Here is a 24,471-nt window from a genome sequence, read left to right as displayed (position 1 = left end):
CGAGTTCAGGGAGCGGGTTCGACCGGGGCGTCCTCGTCCTCCACCAGACCCGGCACCCAGCGGTACATGATCTCGCGGTAGGGGGCCTCGGCGTCGAGCTGCGCGGCGATACCGACGCAGCCGAGCAGTACGCGGAAAACCATCACGTACTCCTTCGGCAGGTTGAGAAGCCGGGAGGTCTTGTAGACGTCGCCGCTGACGTCGGTCGCCTTGCCGGCCGCCCGCTGCAGCCACTTCCGGGTGAAGTGGAACGAGTCGGTGTACAGCGGATCGACGTACGGCTGCAGGTACTTCGCCAGGTCGTCGCCGCTGACCTTGTCGGCGTACTGCGGGCGAATGAAGTTGTGCTGCACCAGAAGTTCGCGGAGCTCGTCGTACTTCTGGTCCCGGGCCAACGCCAGAATCGGGCCGGTCTCGGCGGGCAGGCCGTCCGGGTACTCGCCGATCGCACCGAAGTCGAGGATGCCGAAGCGGCCGTCGTCGAGCACGAAGAAGTTGCCGGGGTGCGGATCGCCGTGCAGCAGTCCGACGCGGGCCGGGGAGCTGAACTCGAACGTGGTCATCTTGGTGGCGGCCGCATTGCGCTGCTCGCGCGTGCCGTCGGTGATGATCTTGCTCAGGCGGGTGCCCTCGATCCATTCCGAGACCACCACCTTGGGGGCGCTGGCGACCACCTTCGGTACCACGAAGTCCGGGTCGCCGTCGAAGGCCTTCGCGAAGGCCCGCTGGTGGTCGGCCTCGGCGATGTAGTCCAGCTCGTCTTCGGTACGGTCGATCAGCTCGTCGATCATCGCCTTGGCATCGGTGCCGGGCGACAGCTTCTGGATCAGACCGGACATCCGGCTCAGGGTCTTGAGGTCCGCCTTGAGCGCCTGGTCGGCGCCCGGGTACTGAACCTTGACGGCGACGACGCGACCGTCGGCCCAGACCGCTTTATGGACCTGGCCGATACTGGCCGACGCGGCGGGCTCGTCGTCGAACGACGCGAACCGCTCCCGCCAGCGGGTGCCGAGCTGCTGGTCGAGAACCTTGTGCACGGTCTCGATCGGCATCGGCGGCGCTTCGGCCTGCAGTTTGGTGAGCGCCTCGCGGAACGGCCCCCCGAACTCCTCGGGGACGGCAGCCTCCATGATCGAGAGGGCCTGGCCCACCTTCATGGCGCCGCCCTTGAGCTGCCCGAGCACCTCGAAGAGCTGTTCGGCGGTCTTCTCCATCAGCTCGGCGCTGACTTCGTCTTTGCTCTTGCCGGCAAGTCGTTTACCGAATCCTGCCGCTGCTCGCCCCGCCATGCCGAGCGGTAGTGCCGCCAGCTTGGCATTGCGGCGGCCCTGTCCCCGTGTGATGTCGCTCAACGCTGTCCTTTCGCCTGCTCTGAGAGTAGTGGACGCGCGGTCGAGGCGGCAGGGTGGCCGGGACCGATCGGCACCCGCAGCGAGGATGCGGCGGTGCCGCGACCAGCGTGGTTCCCGCCGGCGAGGAGTGGATCTGAAGCCGATGGTTCAGGGTCTGCGGCGGCGACGTGTCGCGCATCCGGAGTCGACGGGCGATACCGGCGACCTCCTGGCAGGTGAGCGCCGCGGTGACGGCGAGGTCGTCGGGAGCCGCGTCGACGCCGACCACCGCGAGCTGCGCCGCCAGCCGCGGCCACTCCGGATCCAGTTCGGCGCGGTGCAGATCGGCACAGCGCAGACAACTCGACAGGCCGGGCAGCACCAGCGGTCCGACCAGGCCCACGCCGTCGTGCACGACGACCGGCAGGTGCGGGGTGCGCGCTGCCATCAGCGCGAGCCGCACCGGCGGATCGACGATCAGCCGATCGGCCAGCAGCAGCAGGTTGCAGTCGAAGCGCCGCGACGGGTGCAGCGCACCCGGACCCAGTGTCTGCGAGACCACCGGGATGTCGAGGGCGGCCAGCCCGTCGGCGAGTCGTGCCGCCAGCGGGCCGCGACCGTGGATCCGCACCCGAAGGTGCGGGGCGTCGGGTCCGGCCGGCGGCTCCGCCTTGCCCGCCGCGACCAGTCGCTGCAGCAACGCGGACAACGCCGCCATGGTGAGGCCGGCCGCCCGCGCCCGCGCACTGAGCTGGGCGCGGGTGAGCGGGCGACGCAGGTCGTCGAGCAGTCGGGCCACGGCGGGCGCGTCGGCGGGCGGCTCCAGCGTCAGGACGAGCGCCGAGGACGGTTCGCCGCCGATGTGCAGCCGTCCGTCACCGCGCGGCAGGATCGGGGTGCCCGCACTGATCACCGGCAACAGCTGGTCGGAAGTCGTGTGCCCCATGGAGCACACGGTGTCACCGTGGGCGCGGCCCGTCGAGAGCGTTGTCCACAGGCCGACCGCTCAGGACCGACGGCTCAGGCGTCGTCGTCCCCGCGCGCTTTGCGCTCTTCCTCGATGGTGCGCTCGAGCTCCGCGATCGGATCGTCGAACGCTCCGGTGCCGCCGCCGATCACGCGATCGATGAAGGCGGCCGGCTCGTCGAGATCGGTCGAATCGGGGAGCAGGTCGGGGTGCGCCCAGACACCGTCGCGGACGTCGTTGCCCGCCGCAGCGCCGGACTCGCCGACGGCCTGCGCCAGACGACGCCACAGCTCGCCGGCCTCCCGCACCTTGCGCGGTCGCAGATCGAGACCGATGAGGGTGGCGAAGGTCTGCTCGGCCGGTCCGCCGGTGGCCCGGCGACGACGCATCGTCTCGGTGAGCGCAGCGGTCGACGGAATGCGGTCGCCCAACGCGGCGGTGACGACGTTCTCCACCCAGCCCTCGATCAGCGCGAGCAGCGTCTCCAGGCGGTTGAGTGCCGCCTGCTGTTCCGGGCTGAGGGCGGGCTCGAAAGCCGCCGCCTGGCTCATCAGCTCTTCCATCTTGGCGGGATTGCTGAGCAGTTCCTGCGGATCGACGCCGGCTCCGAGCTGTTCCAGCCCGCTCATGTCCAGGCGGATGCCGCGCGCATAGTCCTCCACGCTGGAGAGCAGCCGTTGCCGCAGCCAGCCGACGCCGGCGAACAGGCGCTGGTGGGCGGCTTCGCGAGCAGCCAGGAACACCACGATCTCCTGACCGGGCACGTCCAGGCCTTCGGCGAACTTCGCGATCGCCTCCGGCAGCAGCGCCGCGGTCCCGGCCGGGGCCAGGGGCAGGCCGATGTCGGTGGAGGTCAGGACGCCGGTGGAGAGGTGCCCGAGGCCCTGCCCCAGCTGGCTGCCGAACATCATGCCGCCGAGCCCGGACATCATCGACAGCATCTGCCCGGCCATCGCCTTGGCCTCCTCGGGCAGCCCGTCCTGCCAGGTGGTCTCCAGCGACGTCGCGATCGGATCGCACAGCAGGCGCCACGTCGGCAGCGTCTGCTCGAGCCAGTCGACGGGGGTCCACGCGTGGGTCACGGTGATCCCGGACGGCAGGGCGGTCTGCTCGTCGAGCCACAGTTCGGCCAGGCGCACGGCGTCGGCGACGGCGCGCTCCTCACTCTCCAGCATGGGACGGAAGTCGCCCATCTGCTGGCGGGCCAGGCGGGCGGCGAGGTCGTAGTTCACCGGTCCGGAACCCGCGGCGCCCGGAGCGCCGATCCCGCTGAACATCTGGCCCAGCTGGGTGAACATCTGGCCGAGCTGCGACGGATCGAATCCGGCACCGCCCGCCGCGCCGCCGAACATGGACGGGTCGAAGCCGCCGAAGCCGCCGGCGCCGCTCTCTCGCCGTGCGCGCTCCTTGTCGTCGTCGTCGCGGCCGTCGGACGAGGAGAAACCGAAGGGCAGATCAGTCATGCCACCACGGTACCGGGATCGGACGGGATGCGGCGGCGTCGGTATCCTCGGCCGAATGAGGCTCAACCCTTCGCGTCGCCGGCTGATCACCATCGGTGTCGCGGCGGTCATCCTGATCGCCTTCGTGCTCCTCGGCAGCAATGTGCGCGTGCCGTACGTGGCGCTCAGCCCCGGGCCGACGGTGAACACCCTCGGTGAGGTCGACGGCAAGCCCGTGGTTTCGGTGACCGGGGGCGTCGACAACGACCCGAGCGGCAACCTCAACCTGACCACCGTGTCGCTGACCGACGGTCTCACCCTGTTCCAGGCGCTGGGTCTGTGGTTCTCCAGCGACTACCAGCTGCAGCCGCGGGAACTGTACTTCCCGGCGGGCGTCTCCAACGAGGAAGTGCAGCAGCAGAACACCGCGCAGATGGCGAGCTCGGAGGACAACGCCACCGGCGCCGCCCTGACCTACCTGCAGCGTCCGACGGCGGTCGGGGTCGGACCGATCGCCGACGACAGCCCGGCCCAGGGCAAGCTCGAGGTGAACGACGTGATCCGCGCCCTCGACGGCCAGCCGGTGACCACCGTCGAGCAGGTGCACGAGAAGATCCGCGGTCTCGCGCCGGGCTCGACGGTCGCGGTGACCGTCGACCGCAACGACACCGAGCAAGTGATCGACGTGACGCTCGGCACCCGCCCGGACGATCCGAAGGCCGGCTTCCTCGGCGTGACCCCGAAGGTGGTCAGCGCCGATCCGAACGTCACGATCACCTACAACGTGGGCGACATCGGCGGCCCGTCGGCCGGACTGATGCTGACCCTCGCGGTGATCGACCACCTGACGCCCGACGACCTGGCCGACGGCCGGTTCATCGCGGGCACCGGCACCATCGTGCCCAGCGGCGAGGTGGGGCAGATCGGCGGCATCACGCACAAGCTGGCCGCCGCGCGGGAGGCCGGGGCGACGTCGTTCCTGGTGCCCGCGGCCAACTGCGCCGAAGCCAAGACGGATGCGCCGGACGGTCTGGAGCTGATCAAGGTGGACACCCTGACCAGTGCCGTGGACTCGCTCGGAGCGCTCAAGACCGGAGCGCCGCGCCCGCACTGCTGAACGCCGAACCCCTGAGCCAGGGCTCAGCCTTCGGTGGGTACCTCGTCGAAGGTGGCGGCCAGCGCGTCGAGCAGCTCCGGGGCCAGCTCCGGGTGGGTGCGCAGGTGGTTGGGGGAGTCGGGGTCGTCGGACTCGTCCGGCTGCACGTCGAGCAGCGCCAGACGCGCACCGGTACGCAGCGCGCCGCCGATGAGGCGCGCACGACGGCCGTCGTCGTCTCCGCCGTCCGGCGCCACCACGGTGATCTCGGTGAGCAGTGCCGTGCCGACCACCGCGTCGGGCCAGCCGATGCCGGCCAGCAGGGTGGCGGTGTCCACCGACGGGTCGTCGACCTCCTGCAGCACCGGGCTGAGCGGCGCGTCGTCGCCCTCACCGACCAGATCGGGTGCCTGCAACCGCAGTTCGGCGGTCGGGACGAGAGCGAAGAGCAGGTCGTGCGAACCCCACGGCAGGTCTGCCGCGTAGGCGGCGCACTGCGCCAGAGCGTTGCCGAGATCGGCTTGGGAGAAGGTCACGGCACCATTGTGACCCGAGCCGGATTCGGATGCTTGCGTAAGGTGGTACCCGTTGCTGTCCCCTGACCCCCAATTGGAGTAAACGATCGTGGTGGGTGTGCGCAGTCCTATCGGACGGCCGTCGTTGTCTCGTAGAAGCAAGATCCTGATCGGCGTGGCGGTGGTGCTGCTGCTTCTGCTGATCCTCGGGCCGCGGTTGGTCAGCCTGATCACCGATTGGCTGTGGTTCTCCGACCTCGGTTTCTCGTCGGTCATGTCCACCATGCTCACGGCGCGGGTGGTGATCTTCCTGGTGGCCACCCTGGTGGTGGGGGCGATCGTCTTCGCCTGCATCTACTTCGCCTACCGGACGCGTCCGGAATACGTGATGGCGGCCGGACCCAATGATCCGCTGGCGCGCTACCGGGAGACGATCAGCAAGCGCCCGCGCCTGCTGGGGATCCTGCCCGCGCTGCTGATCGGCGTGATGGCCGGTCTGGTGGCGCAGGCCTCGTGGGCCACCGTGCTGACCTTCCTCAACGGGGAGTCGTTCGGGATCACCGATCCGCAGTTCGGCATGGACATGGGCTTCTACGCCTTCACGCTGCCGTTCGCCCGCCTGGTGATGGATCTGCTGTTCCTGGCGCTGGGCATCGGCTTCGTCGCGAACCTGCTGACCCAGTACCTGGTCGGCGGCATCCGTCTCGGCGGCGGTGGCCGCACCGGCTCCATCAGCAATCCGGCGCGCGTGCAGCTCGCCGTGATCGCCGGCCTGTTCGTCGCGCTCAAGGCCGTGGCCTACTGGTTCGACCGCTACGACCTGCTCACCAGTGAACGACGCGGCGACATCTTCACCGGCGCCACGTTCACCGACATCAACTACGTGCTGCCGTCCAAGCTCATCCTGATGGTCATCGCGGTCGTGTGCGCGCTCGCCTTCTTCTCCGCGATCTTCCTGCGCGACCTGCGGATCCCGGCGCTCAGCGCCGTGCTCCTGCTGCTGTCGTCGCTGGTGATCGGCGTGGCCTGGCCGATGGCGATGGAACAGTTCGCCGTCAAGCCCAGCGCCGCCGACAAGGAACGCGAATACATCCAGCGCAACATCAACGCCACCCGCGACGCCTTCCGGATCCGTGACGGCCTAGACGTGACCTACGACGGCGACTGGACGCGCACCCCGGCGATCCCGGCGGAGGTCAACTCCGACGCGGCGACGCTCAGCAACATTCGCATCCTGGATCCGGAGCTGCTGTCGAAGGCGTTCTACCAGCGTCAGGCGCTCAAGAACATCTACGGTTTCCCGTCGCAGCTGGCGGTGGACCGGTACGAGGTGGACGGACAGCAGCGCGATTTCGTGGTCGCGGTGCGCGAGGTGGATCCCAACCGCCTCGGCGAGAACCAGACCAACTGGATCAACAAGCACACCGTCTTCACGCACGGCAACGGTTTCATCGCCGCGCAGGCCAACACCGTCGACGAGGCGTCCGGCGATTCGTCGTCGGACCGCGGCGGCATGCCGGTGTTCATCGTCGCCGACGTGCAGACCATCAAGGACCCGAAGTTCCAGGCGAACGCCCCGTTCAAGGTGACACAGCCGCGGATCTACTTCGGCGAGCTCATCGGCAGCCTCAGCCCGGACTACGCGATCGTCGGATCCTCGGACGGTGACCGCGAGTTCGACGGCGACGGTGCGCAGTACACCTACACCGCCGATTCCGGCGTGAGCCTGAGCAACTGGGGCTCGCGTCTGCTGTACGCCCTCAAGTACGGCGAGCGGAACTTCCTGCTGTCCAACGCGCTCAACGACAACTCGCGCATCCTGTACAACCGGGACCCGCGGGACCGCGTGAAGCAGGTCGCGCCGTGGCTGACCGTCGACGCCAAGACTTACCCGGCCGTCATGGCCGACGGCTCCATCAAGTGGATCGTCGACGGCTACACGACCCTGGACAAGTACCCGTACTCGCAGCAGATGTCGCTGCAGGACGCCACCGCCGATTCCCGGCAGGCCGACAGCGGCACCACCGGCCGCACCCAGGTGAACGAGAACGTCTCCTACGTGCGGAACTCGGTCAAGGCGACCGTCGACGCCTACACCGGCAAGGTGGATCTGTATCAAGCCGACGACACCGATCCGGTGCTGAAGACCTGGATGAAGGTCTTCCCCGGCGTGGTGAAGTCGAAGGTCGACCTCGACAAGCAGCCCGACCTGAAGGCGCACCTGCGCTACCCGGAGGACCTGTTCAAGCTGCAGCGCGCGCTGTTGACTCGCTACCACGTCAGCGACGCGCAGACGTTCTTCCGGGCCAACAACTTCTGGTCGGTCCCGGCGGATCCGCGGAACGAGTCCAACGAGGGGCCCAAGCAGCCGCCGTACTACTTCACGGCGTCGGCGCCCGGACAGATGAACCTCCCGCAGTTCCAGTTGACGGCCGCGTTGAACGCGCTCGACCGGCCCAACCTGGCGGCCTACATGACGGCCAACTCCGACCCGGACGGCTACGGCAAGATCACCGTGAAAACGCTGCCCACCGACACCACGACCATCGGTCCACGGCAGGCCGGCGAGAACATGAAGACCAACGCCCGTGTCCAGCAGGAACTGAAGCTGCTGGAGAACACGAACGTGTTGTACGGCAACCTGCTGGCGCTGCCGGTGGGCGGCAACGGTCTCCTGTACGCACAGCCGATCTATACCGAGGCCAAATCCGGTGACTCGGCCATGCCGAAGCTGTACCGCGTCCTGACGTACTACAACGCCGCGGCCGGCGAGGGCGGAGTCCGGGTGGGCTTCGCGCCGACGGTCGGCGAGGCGTTGAGTCAGGTCGGCATCAACCCGAGCGCGGCCACGCCGACGCTCGCCGGTGAAGGGGCCACTTCGGGCCCGCAGCAGAAGCCGGAGACCGACGAGAAGCCGCAGCCGACGGCCCCGCAGCAGGGTGGCTCACCGGAACGCGACGCGGCGGTGCGGGACCTCGGTGCCGCGCTCGACGCCGTGCAGAAGGCGCAGGGCAGCGGTGACCTCGGTCAGCTCGGCGATGCGCTGAAGAAGCTCGACGACGCGGTGAAGAAGTACGAGTCGCTCGAGAACTGATCGGAGAAAGACGACGACGCGGGTCCCGCCTTCTGGGGTGGCGGGGCCCGCGTCGTCTTCACAAGGGGCGTAAACCGTGCTGCCTACTCAGTTCTCTCTGGCGCTTCGGGTCGGAGCCCCGGCTTCTCGAGGGTCATGCTGAGCCGCGAACCTTCTCCAGGTACCGCTTCTCTTCGGCCTCGGTGTGGTCCGGGAGCAGCGGCGAGTGGTGCAGGTGTCGGGTGAGCCAGCCGAAGATCACCGCGGTCGACAGCAGCAGCCCGAGCGCGATGATGCCGTAGGCGATGTTCGTCGGCTTGTTGTCGGGCAGATCGGCCAGGGTGATCACCCACAGCGCCGAGAAACACGCGCCGACGAGCAGCATCGTGAATGCGACCATGCTCATGGGGTGCCAGCCCCGATTCTCGTGAACGGAATGGGTTGCCATGACTCCTCCTGTTGATCGGTCCTGCTTCCAATGTAGCCCATAGGTGAGGAGAATCACATGGCATCGATCTTCCGGACAATCGGGGCCGGGTGCGATAGGTGTGGCGTCCGCTACTGTCGTCGTCGACGATTTGGCGAACCGAAACGCGCCTGTGTAACGTAGCTCTTGCAACGCGGGGTGGAGCAGCTCGGTAGCTCGCTGGGCTCATAACCCAGAGGTCGTAGGTTCAAATCCTGCCCCCGCTACCACGAAAAGGCCCCCGATCGGATCTCCGGTCGGGGGCCTTTTTCTGTGCGGGTCAGCGAGACTGTTGAGCTTCCACTCGGCAGCACTCTGCCGTCTAGTGCAGTCGCCTGGTGACTGCACCGGACGGCGGCGGTCAGGCGGGGGTCGATCCTGGGTGTGCACGACGTTCTTCCCGGGGCGGATTCGAACCTCTGACCAGCCGGTTTCGTGTCCCGCGCCGCCCTGTGTAGTGTTACCTCTTGCAACGCGGGGTGGAGCAGCTCGGTAGCTCGCTGGGCTCATAACCCAGAGGTCGTAGGTTCAAATCCTGCCCCCGCTACCAACGAAGAAACCCGCACTGGAAACAGTGCGGGTTTCTTCGCATCCGTCGGTGCCGCGGGCGCGTCAGGCCTGGGCGCCGAGTTCGGCGTCGAGGCGCAGGATGCCCGAGCCGTCGCCGTCGATCAGCTTGATACGGCCGATGATCTCGCGCACGGTGGCTTCTTCCTCCACCTGCTCGGCGATGAACCAGTCGATCACCGGGCGGGAGTCGATGTCGCCGGTCTCCTGGCCCAGGCGGTACAGGCCGCGGATCGACTCCGAAACGGTTTCCTCGGCCTTGAGTGCGATCTCGAAGGCATCGCCGATGCCGTCGATCTTGATCGACCCGACGCTGATGTCGCCGATCACCGGGTGGTTGTCGCGATCGAGGAGGTGCTTGATCAGTCGGTCGGCGTGCGTGAGCTCCTCGGCGGCCTGGACCTTCATCCAGGTGGCGAAGCCCGGCAGGTCCTTCAGCTCGAATTCGATGGCGAGCTGGCGGTACAGCATCGCCGACTCGAACTCCAGGGTGATCTGCTTGCTGAATGCGTGTTCGAGTTCCTCATTCATCTTCATGCCCTTCACGTTAGGCCGGGAAGGCTCTATGCGCTAGCAAGAGTTGTCTACCCTAAACTGGCGTTGAACTGCGGATATGTACTTATCCTAGCCTAATTGGGCGTGACTGGGCGGCCGAGTCCGAGGGCCGGCCGCGGGCTACGGTGGGACCGTGCAACTGGAATCGTCGACGCAAATCGCCCTCATCGCCGGCGGGCTGATCTTCCTCTGGGCGCTGCTACTGGGGGTCTGGAAGTTCGTTCAGATCAGTAGGAGCCCGGTGGGGCAGGCGCACGTCTACGTCGACATCGCCCACCGGGCGGCCCTCATGTACGCCTTCGCGACCGTCATGCTGGCACCGTTCGTGCAGTTCAGCGCCTGGCCGAGCTGGGTCAACATCGTCGCGCTCGCGGTGGTCGTGGCCTTCTTCGTCGGGGCCATCGCGGCCTACTGCCTGCACGGCTGGCGCCAGGACACCACGAATCAGTACCACCCGGCCGACCGCGGGCTGACCGCCGCCACCATCGCGCTGATCATCGGCGAGGTGGGCGGCACGCTGGTGATCTTCATCGGCTTCGTCGTGGAGCAGGCGCGCAACTGGGGTTGATGCGACGCCGGGTGGAAACGACTCTGGGGCCGACCGAACCGACTGTGCGGTTCGAGCAGCCCCAGGGGCGGGGTAGTTCAGGTGCGGCAGATCAGGAGTACAGCAGACCGCCGCAGGTCGGCCACGCGCCGACGCCCTGCGTCTGCAGCACGTTCTCGGCGACGCGGATCTGCTCCTCACGGCTCACCTGGTGGGGCATGCCGGAGCCGCCGTGCGACTGCCAGGTCGGCAGCGAGAACTGCAGGCCGCCGTAGTAGCCGTTGCCCGTGTTGATCGCCCAGTCGCCGCCGGACTCGCAGCCGGCCACGGCGTCCCAGTTGTGGGACTGCGCCGAAGCGTTGCCGGCCACAGCCGCCATCGGGACCAGGGTGAGGGCGCCGGTGATGACGGCGCGCGTCGCGATCTTGGTGAAGCTCAAGGTAATTCCTCCTAAGTCTCGCCGGGGCGATTTCCCTGGCGATTTCGGACCGACGACGACGCTACGAGATCGGAAAGCAAAGGTCACGCCCGTTTTTGTGACGCACCGCACTGCCGCGTTCCGGCGTCGGTGCGACGAAATCGGCGTCGTTCCTGGTCATCGTCGGCGTGTCGTCGTTATCTGTTCGTGACCAAAAAATCGGTGATTGTGAGGCGGTACACACGGGGAAAGTGACCGCCGACACCAGCGCGGATCGTTACCGTAGGCACGTGGGCGCATACAACGACGAATTCACTCGCAGCATCGACGACCCGGAGGGCTTCTGGCTCGATGCCGCGAAGGCGGTGGACTGGCTGACGCCGCCGGAGCAGGCGCTCGACGCCTCCAACCCGCCGATCTACCGCTGGTTCCCCGGCGCGATGCTGAACACCTCCGCCAACGCGCTGGACCGGCACGTGCAGGCCGGGCACGGCGATCGCGCCGCCCTCATCTGGGACTCGGCGATGACCGGGCAGCAGCGCACCTATACCTATGCGGAACTGCTCGACGCCGTGGCGGCCTTCGCCGGCGCACTCACCGAACGCGGTGTGGGCAAGGGCGACCGCGTCATCATCTACATGCCGATGATCCCGGAAGCGGCGATCGCCATGCTCGCCTGCGCGCGTATCGGCGCGGTGCACTCGGTGGTCTTCGGCGGTTTCGCCGCACCCGAGCTCGCCACCCGGATCGACGACGCCGAACCGGTCGCCATCGTGACCGCGTCGGGAGGACTCGAGCCCGGCCGCACCGTCGAGTACCTGCCGATGGTGCAGGCCGCGCTGGAACTGTCGGCCACGGCGCCGTCGACCGTCATCGTGAAGGACCGCCCCGAGGTGACCGGCAGTGCCGCCGACTACGGCTGGCTGGACTTCGACGAGGTGAGCGCGGCGGCCACCCCGGTCGGCCCGGTGCCGGTCGCGGCCACCGATCCGCTGTACATCCTCTACACCTCGGGCACCACCGGTAAGCCCAAGGGCGTGGTCCGCGACAACGGCGGCCACGCCGTCGCGCTGACCTGGTCGATGAAGAACGTCTACGACGTCTCACCCGGCGAGGTCTGGTGGACGGCTTCCGACGTGGGCTGGGTGGTGGGGCACTCCTACATCGTCTACGGCCCGCTCCTGGTCGGCGCCACGACGATCATGTACGAGGGCAAGCCGGTCGGCACCCCGGACGCCGGCGCCTTCTGGCGCGTGATCAGCGAACACGGCGCCGTCGCACTGTTCACCGCGCCCACCGCGATCCGCGCCGTCCGCAAGGCCGATCCGGACGCACGCGAACTGGCCAAGTACGACATCTCGAGCCTGCGCACCCTCTACGCCGCCGGTGAGCGACTGGACCCGGACACCTTCTTCTGGGCGTCGGAGAAGCTGGGCGTCCCGGTGGTGGACCACTGGTGGCAGACCGAGACGGGCTGGGCGATCGTCGCCAACCTGCGAGGTCTGGAGCAGCTGGAGATCAAGGCCGGTTCGCCGAGCGTGCCGGTGCCCGGCTACCGCGTGGAGATCGTCGACGGCGCGGGCGCCCCGGTGCCGGCCGGCTCCGAGGGCAACATCGTGGTGCGGCTGCCGCTGCCGCCGGGCACGCTCGCCGGGCTGTGGCGCGACGAGGAGCGCTACCGCACGTCGTACCTGAACACCTTCCCGGGCTACTACCTGACCGGCGACTCCGGCTACGTCGACGACGACGGCTACGTCTTCGTCCTGGGCCGCTCCGACGACGTGATCAACGTGGCCGGTCACCGTCTGTCCACCGGCAGCATCGAGGCCGTCGTTGCCAGTCACCCGGCCGTGGCCGAGTGCGCAGTGGTCGGCATCCACGACGATCTCAAGGGGCAGCGTCCCAGCGGTTACATCGTGCTCAAGGCCGGCGTCGACACCGCCGAGGACACCCTCCGCAGCGAACTGGTGAAGCTGGTGCGCGACGAGATCGGCGCCGTGGCCACGTTCCGCGACGTGACGGTGGTGCAGGCGCTGCCCAAGACCCGCTCCGGCAAGATTCTGCGCAAGACCATGCGCCAGATCGTCGACGGCGAGGACTACGCGGTGCCGTCGACCATCGAGGATCCCGCGGTGCTGGAAGCCCTCGTCGAGCAGCTCGCTCCGCCGACGGAAGACTGAGTGCGGCTCCGCCGACGGCAGATTAGTTCACGTCTGCTGCGCCCAGGATCCCCGGGCGCAGTAGCGTGCGCATCGCATCGACCACGTCGGTCTCGGTGATCGACGGGTCCAGCGTGCGTTCGACGATGGCCGCGTTCACCGCGCCGATATAGGCCGCCCACTGCAGCGGGCTCGCCGTGGAGATGGTCAACCCGCCCTCGGCGCCCACCTCGGCGGCCGCCCGTAGTAATTCGCCCCACTGGGCACGACGAAGCTGGCGGTGCTCTTCGAAGGCACTGCTGACGCCGACCACGTCGATGAAGTTGATGCGGACCAGCCGCGCGTCGTCGTGATACACCGCGAGGAAGGCCCGCACGCCGGCGTCGAGGATGCCGTCGAGCTGATCGCCGGCGGCGATGCGCTCGAGGACCTTGGCGTTGACCTCGGCCATGGTGCGGTCCTGCAACTGGTCGTACAGGGTGCGCAGCAGGTGCTCGCGGTCGGTGAACTCCTGGTAGAACTGGCGCGTCGACAGTCCGGCCGCCCGGCACACCTGCGGGACCGAACTGCTCGCGTACCCCTGGGTGCCGAAGACCTCGACGGCCGCCGCCAGAAACCGCTCTCGGCGGTCTCGGCGACGGTCGCCGACGGCTTGCCCCCGGTAGACACGATCTTCACTCACGACCACCAGATTACGTGGCGCGAGCGCTCACTTTCCGTGTCCGATCGCGGCGCCGAAGAGCGACGCGATATTCGTACCGACGGCGTCAGTGAACGTGGGCCACCACTTCGCGTCGGAGGTCATCGTGAGCTCGTCGCGCACGGTGCAACCCGGCGTGGTCGGTGTGCCGTTGAGCCGGTCCCTGAGCCACAGGATGGCCGGCGGGGCTCCGGCGACCTCGCCGATCAGGTGCTCGGACAGGTGATCGCGGGTGTAGGTGATCGACGCCTTCGGGTCGCGACAGTAGGTCTTCACCAGCGTGTTCACCTGGCTCACCGGGATGATCTCGTCGAGCTGCGCGTTCCAGATGTACATCGGCATGTCCGGCACGGCCTTGCCCATGCGCGTGTCGTCGAGCACCTTGCGGACCGCGGGGGCGTCGACGGGGTCGCCGGGCCACCCGATGAAGCCCTTGTTGTTGAGGAAGGGGAGGGTCATCGCCTGATGGCCCACGCAGAGCGGTCCCTTGATGGCCATCAGGGCCCGGCCCTCGGGGTTGAGGCGTCGCTGCAGGAAGCGGTCGAACTCCGGGTACTCGCGGCTCAGGCCGAGGACCGCCGCCAGGATCAGTCCGCTCGTCGCGCCGTTCTGCGCGGCGTTCAACACCACCTTCAGGTCGGCCGGGACCCCTCCCTCGGCCGCGCCCACGATGTTCAGTTCCGGCGCATAGGTCTGCTTCAGCTCGGCGGCGTGACCGGTCACGATGGCCCCGCCCGAGTAGCCGTACATCGCCATCGGTGACGCCTCGTCGATCCCGACGGGCGCGAAGTGCTTGGCCGCGCGCAGGCCGTCGAGCGTGATCCGCGCGCCCAGCGGCCCGGCGGCGTAGGCGTGCTTGGGTCCCTGATGGTCGGGGATCGACAGCGCCCAGCCCTGCGCCAGCATGCCCTGGGCGATGATCATCTCGCCCGGAATCACCTGCTGGCCGAGGGCGGCCGCGGCCGACCACTGCTGCAGCGCGTACGACGGCGCGCAGTAGCCGGCCGTCGAATCCTCGGCCAGTTGCATGGAGACCACCTTGCGCGGCCCCTTCGACTTCCCGCGCGGCTTGAGCAGGGTGGTGACCGCACCGATCGGCTGGTTGCGGGAATTCGTCGACCGGTACGACAGCTGCCAGGCGTCGACGTTCATCGGCACCAGGCCCAGCGTGGCCGCATTGATCCGGCGCGCGGCGATGATGTGGCCGGGTTCGGTCGCGGCCAGCACGCGCGCGGGCGGCTCGAAGAAGCCGCGGTCCAGTTCCTGGGGGAGGGCCACCGGCGGAGCGGGGGCCACCGGCACCTGCTGCGTGCGGGAACGCGGGGTGGGCGGCTCGGCCGCGGCTGTGGGCGCGAGCAGGCCCAGGGCGAGCGCGGCGGCGGCCCCGACCGCCGTCGCCGCGCGGAGTGGATTCTTCACGTCACGGATTCCTTGAACTGTTGATGACGGGCACGCCAGCCCGCAGTGAAACAGGCGTGTTTCACTGTGCTACTGGACGGTACTGCAGAAGTGGTGCTCAGCACAACGGGGTCACCGATGCGACGAGCCCCGCTCCGATGGAGCGGGGCTCGTCGTTCGTCGATCGCGTGGCTACTTCAGCTCGGAACTGGACTTGCCCAGCACGCGCCGCGCGATGATCAGCTGCTGGATCTGCTGCGTGCCCTCGAAGATGTCCAGGATCTTCGAGTCGCGCGCCCACTTCTCCAGCAGGGACCGCTCGGAGTAGCCGACGGTGCCTGCCAGCTCGACGGCCTTGTTGGTCACGTCGGTGCCGGTCCGGCCGGCCTTGGCCTTGCTCATCGAGGCTTCCAGCGAGTTCGGCATCTTGTTGTCGGCCATCCAGGCGGCGCGCAGCGTCATCAGGTACGCGGCCTCCCAGTCGGACTCGAGACGGATGAACTCGGCGACCGCGGCGGGCTGATCGCTGGCCGGACGGTCGTAGTCGATCGTCAGGCCGGCCTTCTCCAGCACCGCCCGCAGTTCCTCCAGCGACGCGCGAGCGACGCCGACGGCCATGGCCGCCACCATCGGACGCGTATTGTCGAAGGTCTGCATCACGCCGCCGAAGCCCTTTTTGACGTCCACCTCGGGGGAGCCCAGCAGGTTCGCCTTGGGGATGCGGCAGTTGTCGAAGACGATCACCGCGGTGTCGGAGGCGCGGATGCCGAGCTTCTCCTCCAGGCGGGCGACGGTGACGCCCGGGTGCTCGCGCGGGACCACGAAGCTCTTGATGGCGGCGCGGCCCAGGCTCTTGTCGACCGACGCCCAGACCACGATGTGGGTGGCCCGCGAGCCGGCGGTGACGAAGATCTTCTCGCCGTTGAGCACGTACTCGTCGCCGTCGAGGGTGGCGGTGGCGGTCACCGCGGCCGAGTCGGAACCGAAGCTCGGCTCGGTGATGGCCATGGCGGCCCACACCTTGCCGAAGGCTTCGAGCTGCTCGTCGGTGGCCACCGCGGCGATCGCGGCGTTGCCGAGGCCCTGGTAGGGAATCGACAGCATCAGGCCGACGTCGCCGTAGGAGGCTTCCATCGAGTTGATGATCGACTGCATGTTGCCGCCGTTGGCGTTGTAGCCCTCCGGTCGCTTCTTGCCCTCGTCGCCGCGGCCGCCCGCGGCGCCGGCGCCGGCCTGACCGGCTTCGGCGAGGCCGTCGTAGAGTGCCGCCAGGGTGTCCAGTTCCACCGGGTATTCGTGCTCGGCGCTGTCGTACTTGCGGGAGATCGGGCGGAACACCTGCAGGCCGGCCTGGCGGGCCTGGTCGATGTGCGCGTTGAACTTCTTCGGGAGTTCGAGGTTGATTGCCATGGGATCAGTTCTTCCTATCGCTCGTCGCCCGTCAGAGGACGACGATGCCCTCGCCGATGCCGGCGCCGCGGAGGTCGCGGTACCACCGCTCCACCGGGTGCTCCTTGGTGAAGCCGTGGCCGCCGAGCAGCTGGATGCCGTCGAGGCCGATCTGCAGGCCCTTGTCGATGGTCAGCTTGCGGGCCAGCGCGGCCTCGCGGGCGAACGACAGGCCCTGCTCGGCGCGCGAGGCGCCGCGCAGCATCACCAGGCGGATCGAGTCCACCTCGGTGGCCATGGTGGCGACCATGAAGGCCACGGCCTGGCGGTTGGAGATGGGCTCGCCGAAGGCTTCACGCTCGTTGACGTAGGGGATCACGTAGTCGAGGACGGCCTTGGCGGTGCCTGCGGCCAGCGCCGACCAGCCGAGGCGGGACAGGCGGACCACGTCGCTGTAGGCGTTGACGGCCGGATCGCCCTCTTCGCCGCCGACGATGGCGTGCGCGGGCACCGCGACGTTGTCGAGCACCAGGCGGCCCATCCCGGCGGCGCGCAGGCCCATGCCCGGGTCGGCCTCCACCGAGACACCGGTGGTGTCCGACTCGACGATGAACAGGGCGGGGCGGCCGTCGAGCATCGCGCCGACCAGGAACAGTTCGGCGCTGCCCGCGTTCGGCACGAACGACTTGACGCCGGTCAGGCGGTAGCCGCTGGGCACGCGGGTGGCCTTGGTGCGCAGCGCGAACGCGTCGAACAGCGGCCACGGCTCGGCGATGACGACGGCCGAGGCCGGCACGCTCTCTCCGGCGAAGTCGGGCAGGTAGGTCTTCTGCTGGGCGTCGCTGCCGAAGTTGGTCAGCGTGGTGGCCACGCCGCTCGGGGCCAGCAGCGGCAGGGCCAGGCCCATGTCGCCGTAGGCCATCGCCTCGGCGACGAGTGCGTTGGTGACGACGCTGCGCTCGTCGGCGGCGCCGTCGAAAGCCTCGGGCACGTTGATCATCGTGATGCCGAGTTCCGCGGAGCGGGCCACGATCTCTTCCGGTGCGGTCGCGGCGTTGTCGGCGTCGTAGGCGGCCGGACGGAGGATCTCGGTCGCGAAATCACGGACGGTCTCGGCGATCATCGCCTGCTCTTCGTCCGGATTCAGGTTGAAGTAGCCCTTGGGGCTCACGGCGGGCGCTGCGGATCGGCGCCGCCGGAGGCCTGTGCGAAGGCGCGGTTGGCGGCGCCCAACGTCTTGAAGCCCGACTTGGTGGCCTCGTACGCGACCCGGTTCAGTGGCTCGCGAAGCTTGTACTTGGCCGCGAAATCGGAGCCGGTGATAGCGGTGAGCGCGCGCATCGCGGTGCCGATCGGCGTGCGCTTGTGCGCCTGTGCGCCGACGGACGTGGTGTCGCGGGGTTGGGTCTTTTCGGTCATGGCCTGCACTCTCTCGACGTCGGACGGTGTGATCCGGGTTCGCAACGGAATCTTACTCCGCGGTAAGAAGTTACCTTACTTTGCGGTAAGGAGGATGTCGATAGCGAGTCTCGCGACGACAATCGTCGTGGGCCGTTCTACTGTATGACCCATGACACAACCTCCGAACACGCCGCCCAACTCAGGCCAGCCCGGACAACAGCCCGACTACGGCCAAGGCTCGCCGCAGGGTCAGCCGTACGGCGCTCCCCAGGGCCAGCCCTACGGGGCTCCCCAGGGGCAGCCGCAGTTCGGTGCTCCGCAGGGGCAGCCCTACGGCGCACCGCAGGGCCAGCCGTACCCGGGCCAGGCCAATCCCGTCAGCGGCAGCTACATCGCAGTGGTCAACGGCCAGGAGGTGGGCCCGCTCTCAGTCCAGGATCTACAGGCCTACTCGCTGGACGGTCGGGTGCGTTCGACCACCCAGATTCGCGACGTGAGCGGCGGCAACTGGTTCCAGGCCGGCGCGATCCCCGGACTGTTCTCCAGCCGCGAGTGGCTCGTCACCATGCTGCTGTCGCTGTTCGTCGGCGGACTCGGCGTGGACCGGTTCTACCTCGGGTACACCGGTCTCGGCGTCGCCAAGCTGCTGACCTGCGGCGGATTGGGGATCTGGTCGATCATCGACTTCATCCTCATCGTGATCCGCAAGCTCCCCGACTCGGACGGTCGCGCGCTCAGCGCCTGACATGTTGATCACTTCGTTCGGTCATTCGTGCGTGCTGGTGGAGGTCGCCGGGGCGCGGATTCTGTTCGACCCGGGCAACTTCTCGTCCGGGTTCGAAGGGCTCGCCGGTCTCGACGCGATTCTGGTGACCCACCAGCACCCCGATCACGCCGATGTGGCGAAGCTGCCCGCGCTGGTCGCCGCCAACCCGGCGGCGGTCCTCTACGCCGATCCGCAGACAGCGGCGCAACTGAACGCCGACGGCTCGATGGGGCAGTGGGCGGTGCAGGCGCCGGGTGGAACGTTCCAGGTCGGTACGGTCACCGTGCGCGGTACCGGTGGTCGGCACGCGGTGATCCATCCGGAACTGCCGGTGGTCGACAACACGGTGTACATCCTGGACACGCCCGACCGTCCGGGGGCGTTCATGCACCCGGGCGACAGCCTGTACATCCCGTTCGAGGAGATCGACGTCCTCGCCCTGCCCGCGGCCGCGCCGTGGATGAAGCTGAGCGAGGCCGTCGACTATCTGCGCGGGGCGGCCCCGCGCCGCGCCTTCCCGATCCACCAGGCGGTGGTCTCGGACGCCGGTCTCGGCATTCACAACGCGCGCCTGGCGGAGATGAAGCCCGCGTGCACCGAATTCGTGGTCATCGAACCGGGTGCCTCCCGGGAGTTCTGACACCGGAAAGTTTCATGTCCCCGGAGGCACCTCAGCGGTGCCTCCGGGGACATGAAACTTTTGTTCAGTGGGTCAGCGGCCCAACGACTTGTAGAAGACGAGGCCGTTGCCCTGGCTGTCGTACACCACGGCGCGACGCTCGTGCGCGTCGTCGTACGGGGCCGTCACCAGGCCGCCACCGGCGGCGACGGCGGCTTCGGCGGCCGCGTCGACGTCGTCGGTCTTGATACCGACCACCACCTTGCCCGGAATCGGGTGGTCCACCTCGGTGGCCAGGGCCAGGGTGATCCCGTTGCCGTCCAGGGCGGCGAAGTGCGTGCCGTCGCGGAACTTCAGAGTGAAACCCAGGGTCTGGGTGTAGAAGTCGACCGAAGCATCGAGGTCCTCGGTCGACAGCATGATCATCTTGACGTCGTTCTGGGTCATGTCGCTCCTAACGCGTATGCCGCGGGGTGGTCGCGGCGGGCCGTGGGTCCGAGGGCCACGCTAGTCCGCGGGCGGCCTGGATCCGAGCGTTTGCAACCAAGAGGGGGCTTTGGCCCAGGGAGTCAGGTACGCAGGGCCCGGAGGACATCGTCGTGCAGCAGTCCGTTGCTGGCCACGGCGCTGCCGCCGGCCGGGCCGGCGGTCCCGTCGAGTGCGGTGAAGCTGCCGCCGGCCTCGCGCACCAGGATGTCCAGGGGTGCGAGGTCCCAGAGGGACACCTCCGGTTCGGCGGCGATGTCGACCGCGCCCTCGGCCACCAGGCAGTAGTTCCAGAAGTCGCCGTAGCCGCGGACCCGCCACACCTGATCGGTCAGATCCACGAAGCGATCCCGGAGGCCGCGATCGGCCCATCCGGACAGGCTGGAGAAGGCCAACGACGCCGAGCCGAGCGCGGGCACGGCGGACACCGCCAGCGGCCGCGGGGCGCCGCCGTCGACCGAGGCGAAGGCCCCGCCCCCGGCCGAGGCCCACCAGCGCCGCCCGAGGGCCGGTGCGCTGATCACGCCGACCACGGGCACGCCGTCGTGCAGCAGGGCGATCAGCGTGGCCCACACCGGCACGCCGCGCACGAAATTCTTGGTGCCGTCGATCGGGTCGATGATCCACTGCCGCCCGGTCAGCGCCGCGTCGCCGCCGAACTCCTCGCCCAGCACCGCGTCGGCGGGGCGGTGGGTGGCCAGCAGCTCGCGCACGAGGCGCTCGCAGGCCAGGTCGGCGTCGGTGACCGGGGTCAGGTCGGGCTTGTCGTCCACCTGCAAGTCGAGCGCGCCGAACCGATCGGCGGTGAGGCGATCGGCGGCGTCCGCCAGGTCCAGGGCCAACTGAAGATCGGCCGCGATGCTTTCAGCGGCGGGGATCGAGTCCATGATCGCCTAGGGTAGTCCCATGCCGTCCTGGATCACCGTCGTGTTCATTCTGCTGATCGCCGCGACGATCGCTTCGTTGTTCATCGGCCGCACGCGACGGGCCGGCGGCCCGGTGTCGGGTGCCTCCGGGTACGCGAGCGGGACGCTGACCATCACCGGCGTGAGCGGTCGCGGGGACGCCGACAAGAGCGGGCAGGCCTACTTCACCGTCTCGGGCACCATCATCGGTCCCGATACCGCGCCGACCGAGGTGTACACCACCCTCGCCCTCCCGGCCGAGGCCGCCGATCCGTTCATCGGCGAGGAGCGTCCGGTGGTCTACAAGCCGGGTAAGACGGCCACCACCTGGCGGTTCGGCACCTTGGAAGCGTGATCGCGCCGCGGGTCGGTAGGCTGACATGCTGTGCACCCCGAAGTCGTCGCTGATCTGGAATCGCTGAACACCACCCTCACCACGGTCGAGAAGGTGATGGATCTCGACGAGCTGCGCAGCCGCATCGCCGAACTCGAGATGCAGGCCTCCGATCCGGAGCTGTGGAACGACCAGGATCACGCCCAGCAGGTCACCAGCCGCCTCTCGCACGCGCAGTCCGAGATGCGGCGCGTCACCGAGCTGCGGTCGCGGCTCGAGGACCTGCCGGTCCTCTACGAGCTCGTCGAGATGGAGGAGGGCGAGGCGCAGACCGCCGCGCAGGCCGACGCCGACGCCGAGCGGGCATCGCTGCGCGCCGACATCGAGGCCATGGAAGTCAAGACCATGCTGGCCGGCGAGTACGACGAGCGCGAGGCCGTGGTGAACATCCGGTCCGGCGCAGGCGGCATCGACGCCGCCGACTGGGCGCAGATGCTGATGCGCATGTACATCCGCTGGGCCGAGCAGCACGGTTACGGCGTCGAGGTCTACGACACCAGCTACGCCGAAGAAGCCGGCATCAAGTCCGCGACCTTCGTCGTCAAGGCGCCGTACATGTACGGCACCCTGTCGGTGGAGCAGGGCACGCACCGCCTGGTGCGCATCAGCCCGTTCGACAACCAGGGCCGACGCCAGACGTCGTTCGCCGAGGTCGAGGTGCTGCCGGTGGTGGAGACCACCGACCACATCGACATCGACGAGAACGAAGTGAAGGTCGACGTCTACCGGTCGTCGGGTCCGGGCGGACAGTCGGTCAACACCACCGACTCGGCGGTGCGCCTCACGCACATCCCGACCGGCATCGTCGTGACCTGTCAGAACGAGAAGAGCCAGCTGCAGAACAAGGCGTCCGCCATGCGCGTGCTCGCCGCGAAACTGCTCGAGCGCAAGCGCCAGGAGGAGCGCGCGCAGCTCGACGCACTCAAGAGCGACAGCGGCTCCAGCTGGGGCAACCAGATGCGTTCGTACGTCCTACACCCGTACCAGATGGTCAAGGATCTGCGCACCAACGTCGAAGGCAACAACCCCACCGCGGTGCTCGACGGCGATCTCGACGAGTTCATCGAGGCCGGCATCCGGTGGCGGATGAACGACGGAGAGGCCTGACCTGCTACTCGCGGCTAGCGGTGACGTCGAATATCTGACCACCCGACTCGGACTGCCCCAGTGGACCAACTTCCTGGAGGAGTGGCTGGCCACCAAGGGGTTGAACATCCTGATCTGGATCCTGGGCGGCATCCTGCTGGTCCGGTTCGTCCGATGGATCGGTGACCGGTACGACCTGCGAGTGGACAAGCGGTTCCACCGCTCGGACGCGATCGTGCAGTCCGAGGACGCCAAGCATCAGCGCGCGCTGGTCGACGTGGTGGTCTGGACCGTCATCGCGATGATCGCGGTGGTCGTGGTGCTGCACATCCTGTCGGTCTTCGGAGTGCGCTTCAGCGCACTGGTGGGTCCGTCCGCAGTGGTCGGCGCAGCCCTCGGCTTCGGCGCCCAACGCATCGTGCAGGACGTCCTGGCCGGCTTCTTCATCGTCGCCGAACGACAGTACGGCTACGGAGACGTGGTGAACCTGACCATCACCAGCGCATCGGTCGCCGAGGGCACGGTGGAGGACGTGACCCTGCGCGTCACCCGGCTGCGCACCAGCGACGGCGAGATGATCATCGTGCCCAACGGGCAGATCCTCAAGGTCAACAATCTGTCCCGCGAATGGGCGCGCGCCGTGGTCGACGTCCCGGTGCCCGCCGACGCGGACATCACCGTCGTCAACGAGACGCTCACCGCGGTCGGCAAGGCCTTCTACCGGGATCCGCACTGGCATCGCCTGCTGCTGGACGCCCCGGCGCCGCTCGGCGTGACCAACCTGGAGCTGGACTCGCTGACCGTTCGCATGGTGGCGCGGACCCTGCCCGGCAAGCAGTTCGACGTCAGCCGCGCGCTGCGCGTACGCATCGTGCAGGGCTTGGCGCGCAGCGGCATCACGGTCGCGGCGAAGATGCCCGCGGAATCGACGGGCGAAGCATGATGGGCGACGATCTGCAGCCGACGCAGGATCAGGACGGTCTGGACGAGGACGGCCTGCTCACCACCGACCAGATGGCGGCCATCGCCAAGGCCGCCAAGGAGGAGTCCGACGTCGAACCGACGCGGTGGCAACGGCTGTGGACCCGGATCGGCCACGTCTACCACACCAAGATGCGCACCACGACAGTGCTGCTGATCGTCGCCTTCTTCGCCTCGGTGACCCTCTACGGCTTCACCACCTCCTTCTACGGCGTGGCGCCGCCGACGGTCAACGAGCAGCAGCGTCGGCAGGTGGAGGAGCGTCGGACCACGGAGACCACGCCGGAGCCCTCCGTCTCGCGCACCCCGGAGTCGCGCACCAGCGAACCGTCGACGGAGCCGTCGACCACCTCGCCCACGCCTACCCGCAGCGGGCCGCTGGACTTCCTGTTCCCGCAGAACGACGAGACGTCGCCCACGCAGGAACCGGACACCACCGCCCCGACCACGAGCGTTCCGGCGCGTTGACCGGTGCCTGAGCGGCACTCTCAGGAGTCGTCGTTAGACTTCGATGCTGTGATCAAGCTGTCCGATGTGACGATGCAGTATCCGAAATCGAGCAGGCCCGCGCTGTCTGACATGTCCCTCGAGATCGACAAGGGCGACTTCGCCTTTCTGATCGGTCCCTCGGGATCGGGGAAGTCGACGTTCTTCCACTTGCTCCTCAAGGAGGACAAGCCGACGTCCGGCGACATCTGGGTGGGCGATTTCCACGTCAACAAGCTCAAGGCTCGGCAGGTGCCGAAGCTGCGGCAGTCGATCGGCTGCGTGTTTCAGGACTTCCGTCTGCTGCCCAAGAAGAGCGTCGCCGACAACGTGGCCTTCGCGCTGCAGGTGATCGGCAAGCCGGCGGCGACCATCCGCGAGGCGGTGCCCGAGGTGCTGGAGTACGTCGGGCTGGCCGGCAAGGCCGACCGGATGCCGCACGAACTGTCCGGCGGCGAGATGCAGCGCGTGGCGATCGCGCGTGCGGTGGTGAACCGGCCTGCGGTCCTGCTGGCCGACGAGCCGACCGGCAACCTGGACCCGGAGACCTCCGAGGAGATCGTCGAGGTCCTGGACCGGGTCAACCGGGGCGGCACCACCGTGCTGATGGCGACGCACGACCGGCACATCGTCGACGCCATGCGCCGACGAGTCATCGAATTCGACAGCGGACGGCTCGTGCGTAACGACGAGCACGGCGTCTACGGCATCGGATAGGGAGAGA

At 68.3% G+C, this 24,471-nt stretch carries 23 protein-coding genes, 2 tRNA genes and 1 pseudogene; 13 read left to right on the top strand and 13 right to left on the bottom strand.

All coding sequences use genetic code 11. The features are described from left to right. Positions 1 to 5: 5 nt before the first annotated feature. From MUG78_RS02000 to MUG78_RS01990, 3 genes are all read right to left on the bottom strand, one after another. Positions 6 to 1,352, bottom strand: a complete 1,347-nt coding sequence (locus MUG78_RS02000; RefSeq protein WP_246991706.1) for an ABC1 kinase family protein — start codon at positions 1,350 to 1,352, stop codon at positions 6 to 8. Beyond that, positions 1,258 to 2,277: a hypothetical protein gene (locus tag MUG78_RS01995; protein ID WP_246991704.1), complete on the bottom strand. Its 1,020-nt coding sequence runs from the start codon at positions 2,275 to 2,277 to the stop codon at positions 1,258 to 1,260. Before MUG78_RS01995 ends, MUG78_RS02000 begins: the two co-directional genes overlap by 95 nt. A gap of 74 nt (positions 2,278 to 2,351) precedes the next feature. Continuing rightward, positions 2,352 to 3,761 (bottom strand): zinc-dependent metalloprotease, encoded by a 1,410-nt coding sequence (locus MUG78_RS01990; protein WP_246991702.1) that lies wholly within the window; start codon positions 3,759 to 3,761, stop codon positions 2,352 to 2,354. Between the two features lie 55 nt (positions 3,762 to 3,816). Here MUG78_RS01990 and MUG78_RS01985 point away from each other — a divergent pair, with 55 nt between their 5' ends. Then, positions 3,817 to 4,857 (top strand): YlbL family protein, encoded by a 1,041-nt coding sequence (locus MUG78_RS01985; RefSeq protein ID WP_246991700.1) that lies wholly within the window; start codon positions 3,817 to 3,819, stop codon positions 4,855 to 4,857. A 23-nt stretch (positions 4,858 to 4,880) separates the two neighbouring features. Here MUG78_RS01985 and MUG78_RS01980 read toward each other — a convergent pair whose 3' ends face one another. Beyond that, positions 4,881 to 5,372 (bottom strand): PPA1309 family protein, encoded by a 492-nt coding sequence (locus MUG78_RS01980; protein ID WP_246991698.1) that lies wholly within the window; start codon positions 5,370 to 5,372, stop codon positions 4,881 to 4,883. A gap of 88 nt (positions 5,373 to 5,460) precedes the next feature. Here MUG78_RS01980 and MUG78_RS01975 point away from each other — a divergent pair, with 88 nt between their 5' ends. Further along, on the top strand, positions 5,461 to 8,445 hold the full coding sequence (locus MUG78_RS01975; RefSeq protein WP_372493083.1) for a UPF0182 family protein: 2,985 nt from the start codon (positions 5,461 to 5,463) through the stop codon (positions 8,443 to 8,445). A gap of 133 nt (positions 8,446 to 8,578) precedes the next feature. On the opposite strand, the gene MUG78_RS01970 is transcribed toward MUG78_RS01975, so the two are convergent. Beyond that, positions 8,579 to 8,872, bottom strand: coding sequence for a hypothetical protein (locus MUG78_RS01970; RefSeq protein ID WP_246991696.1), 294 nt, complete (start codon positions 8,870 to 8,872; stop codon positions 8,579 to 8,581). A gap of 171 nt (positions 8,873 to 9,043) precedes the next feature. Between MUG78_RS01970 and MUG78_RS01965 the strand changes: the two genes are divergently transcribed. Both MUG78_RS01965 and MUG78_RS01960 read left to right on the top strand, forming a co-directional pair. After that, a tRNA-Met gene (locus MUG78_RS01965) sits at positions 9,044 to 9,120 on the top strand. Positions 9,121 to 9,363: 243 nt separating this feature from the next. Beyond that, positions 9,364 to 9,440 (top strand) — tRNA-Met (locus MUG78_RS01960). A gap of 62 nt (positions 9,441 to 9,502) precedes the next feature. Here the strand turns inward: MUG78_RS01960 and MUG78_RS01955 are convergent. Beyond that, positions 9,503 to 9,994, bottom strand: a complete 492-nt coding sequence (locus MUG78_RS01955) for a ferritin (protein ID WP_246991684.1) — start codon at positions 9,992 to 9,994, stop codon at positions 9,503 to 9,505. Between the two features lie 151 nt (positions 9,995 to 10,145). Here MUG78_RS01955 and MUG78_RS01950 point away from each other — a divergent pair, with 151 nt between their 5' ends. Beyond that, entirely contained in the window at positions 10,146 to 10,580 is a 435-nt protein-coding gene (locus MUG78_RS01950; RefSeq protein WP_246991682.1) for a hypothetical protein, read from the top strand. A gap of 91 nt (positions 10,581 to 10,671) precedes the next feature. Here MUG78_RS01950 and MUG78_RS01945 read toward each other — a convergent pair whose 3' ends face one another. Next, positions 10,672 to 10,998 (bottom strand): transglycosylase family protein, encoded by a 327-nt coding sequence (locus tag MUG78_RS01945; RefSeq protein ID WP_246991680.1) that lies wholly within the window; start codon positions 10,996 to 10,998, stop codon positions 10,672 to 10,674. Between the two features lie 269 nt (positions 10,999 to 11,267). On the opposite strand from MUG78_RS01945, the gene MUG78_RS01940 reads away from it, so the two are divergent. Beyond that, positions 11,268 to 13,157: a propionyl-CoA synthetase gene (locus MUG78_RS01940; protein WP_246991678.1), complete on the top strand. Its 1,890-nt coding sequence runs from the start codon at positions 11,268 to 11,270 to the stop codon at positions 13,155 to 13,157. A 22-nt stretch (positions 13,158 to 13,179) separates the two neighbouring features. On the opposite strand, the gene MUG78_RS01935 is transcribed toward MUG78_RS01940, so the two are convergent. The 4 genes and pseudogenes from MUG78_RS01935 to MUG78_RS01920 form a co-directional block, all read right to left on the bottom strand. Further along, the gene (locus tag MUG78_RS01935; RefSeq protein ID WP_246991676.1) at positions 13,180 to 13,818 is read right to left on the bottom strand and encodes a TetR/AcrR family transcriptional regulator; all 639 of its coding nucleotides are present in this window, start codon (positions 13,816 to 13,818) and stop codon (positions 13,180 to 13,182) included. Positions 13,819 to 13,845: 27 nt separating this feature from the next. After that, on the bottom strand, positions 13,846 to 15,255 hold the full coding sequence (locus tag MUG78_RS01930; protein ID WP_246991674.1) for a lipase family protein: 1,410 nt from the start codon (positions 15,253 to 15,255) through the stop codon (positions 13,846 to 13,848). A 171-nt stretch (positions 15,256 to 15,426) separates the two neighbouring features. Next, entirely contained in the window at positions 15,427 to 16,644 is a 1,218-nt protein-coding gene (locus tag MUG78_RS01925) for an acyl-CoA dehydrogenase family protein (RefSeq protein ID WP_246991672.1), read from the bottom strand. A 31-nt stretch (positions 16,645 to 16,675) separates the two neighbouring features. Then, a pseudogene (locus tag MUG78_RS01920) lies at positions 16,676 to 18,042 on the bottom strand (acyl-CoA dehydrogenase family protein). Between the two features lie 151 nt (positions 18,043 to 18,193). On the opposite strand from MUG78_RS01920, the gene MUG78_RS01915 reads away from it, so the two are divergent. Together MUG78_RS01915 and MUG78_RS01910 are read left to right on the top strand one after the other, a co-directional pair. Then, the gene (locus tag MUG78_RS01915; protein ID WP_246991670.1) at positions 18,194 to 18,769 is read left to right on the top strand and encodes a TM2 domain-containing protein; all 576 of its coding nucleotides are present in this window, start codon (positions 18,194 to 18,196) and stop codon (positions 18,767 to 18,769) included. Position 18,770: 1 nt separating this feature from the next. Beyond that, entirely contained in the window at positions 18,771 to 19,430 is a 660-nt protein-coding gene (locus MUG78_RS01910) for an MBL fold metallo-hydrolase (protein WP_246991668.1), read from the top strand. A 72-nt stretch (positions 19,431 to 19,502) separates the two neighbouring features. On the opposite strand, the gene MUG78_RS01905 is transcribed toward MUG78_RS01910, so the two are convergent. Both MUG78_RS01905 and hisN read right to left on the bottom strand, forming a co-directional pair. Continuing rightward, on the bottom strand, positions 19,503 to 19,856 hold the full coding sequence (locus tag MUG78_RS01905) for a VOC family protein (RefSeq protein ID WP_246991666.1): 354 nt from the start codon (positions 19,854 to 19,856) through the stop codon (positions 19,503 to 19,505). Positions 19,857 to 19,978: 122 nt separating this feature from the next. After that, complete coding sequence (hisN, locus tag MUG78_RS01900; RefSeq protein WP_246991664.1) at positions 19,979 to 20,782, bottom strand: histidinol-phosphatase; 804 nt, start codon at positions 20,780 to 20,782, stop codon at positions 19,979 to 19,981. Positions 20,783 to 20,801: 19 nt separating this feature from the next. Between hisN and MUG78_RS01895 the strand changes: the two genes are divergently transcribed. The 5 genes from MUG78_RS01895 to ftsE are packed head-to-tail and all read left to right on the top strand — an operon-like array spanning position 20,802 to position 24,464. Continuing rightward, positions 20,802 to 21,155, top strand: coding sequence for a hypothetical protein (locus MUG78_RS01895; protein ID WP_246991662.1), 354 nt, complete (start codon positions 20,802 to 20,804; stop codon positions 21,153 to 21,155). Between the two features lie 30 nt (positions 21,156 to 21,185). Beyond that, positions 21,186 to 22,301 carry a peptide chain release factor 2 gene (gene prfB / locus MUG78_RS01890; RefSeq protein ID WP_246991660.1) on the top strand — a complete coding sequence of 372 codons (1,116 nt, stop codon included), beginning with the start codon at positions 21,186 to 21,188 and terminating at the stop codon, positions 22,299 to 22,301. A gap of 34 nt (positions 22,302 to 22,335) precedes the next feature. After that, positions 22,336 to 23,223 (top strand): mechanosensitive ion channel family protein, encoded by an 888-nt coding sequence (locus tag MUG78_RS01885; RefSeq protein ID WP_246996750.1) that lies wholly within the window; start codon positions 22,336 to 22,338, stop codon positions 23,221 to 23,223. Next, a complete protein-coding gene (locus MUG78_RS01880; protein WP_246991659.1) occupies positions 23,220 to 23,729 on the top strand; it encodes an Rv3103c transmembrane domain-containing protein in 510 nt (169 codons plus the stop codon). Before MUG78_RS01885 ends, MUG78_RS01880 begins: the two co-directional genes overlap by 4 nt. Positions 23,730 to 23,777: 48 nt before the next feature. Further along, the gene (gene ftsE, locus MUG78_RS01875; protein WP_246991657.1) at positions 23,778 to 24,464 is read left to right on the top strand and encodes a cell division ATP-binding protein FtsE; all 687 of its coding nucleotides are present in this window, start codon (positions 23,778 to 23,780) and stop codon (positions 24,462 to 24,464) included. The last annotated feature ends 7 nt before the right edge of the window (positions 24,465 to 24,471 follow it).

It is taken from the genome of Gordonia alkaliphila (assembly GCF_023017165.1).
Classification (GTDB): domain Bacteria; phylum Actinomycetota; class Actinomycetes; order Mycobacteriales; family Mycobacteriaceae; genus Gordonia; species Gordonia alkaliphila.
This window is presented reverse-complemented; position numbering and strand designations above follow the sequence as displayed.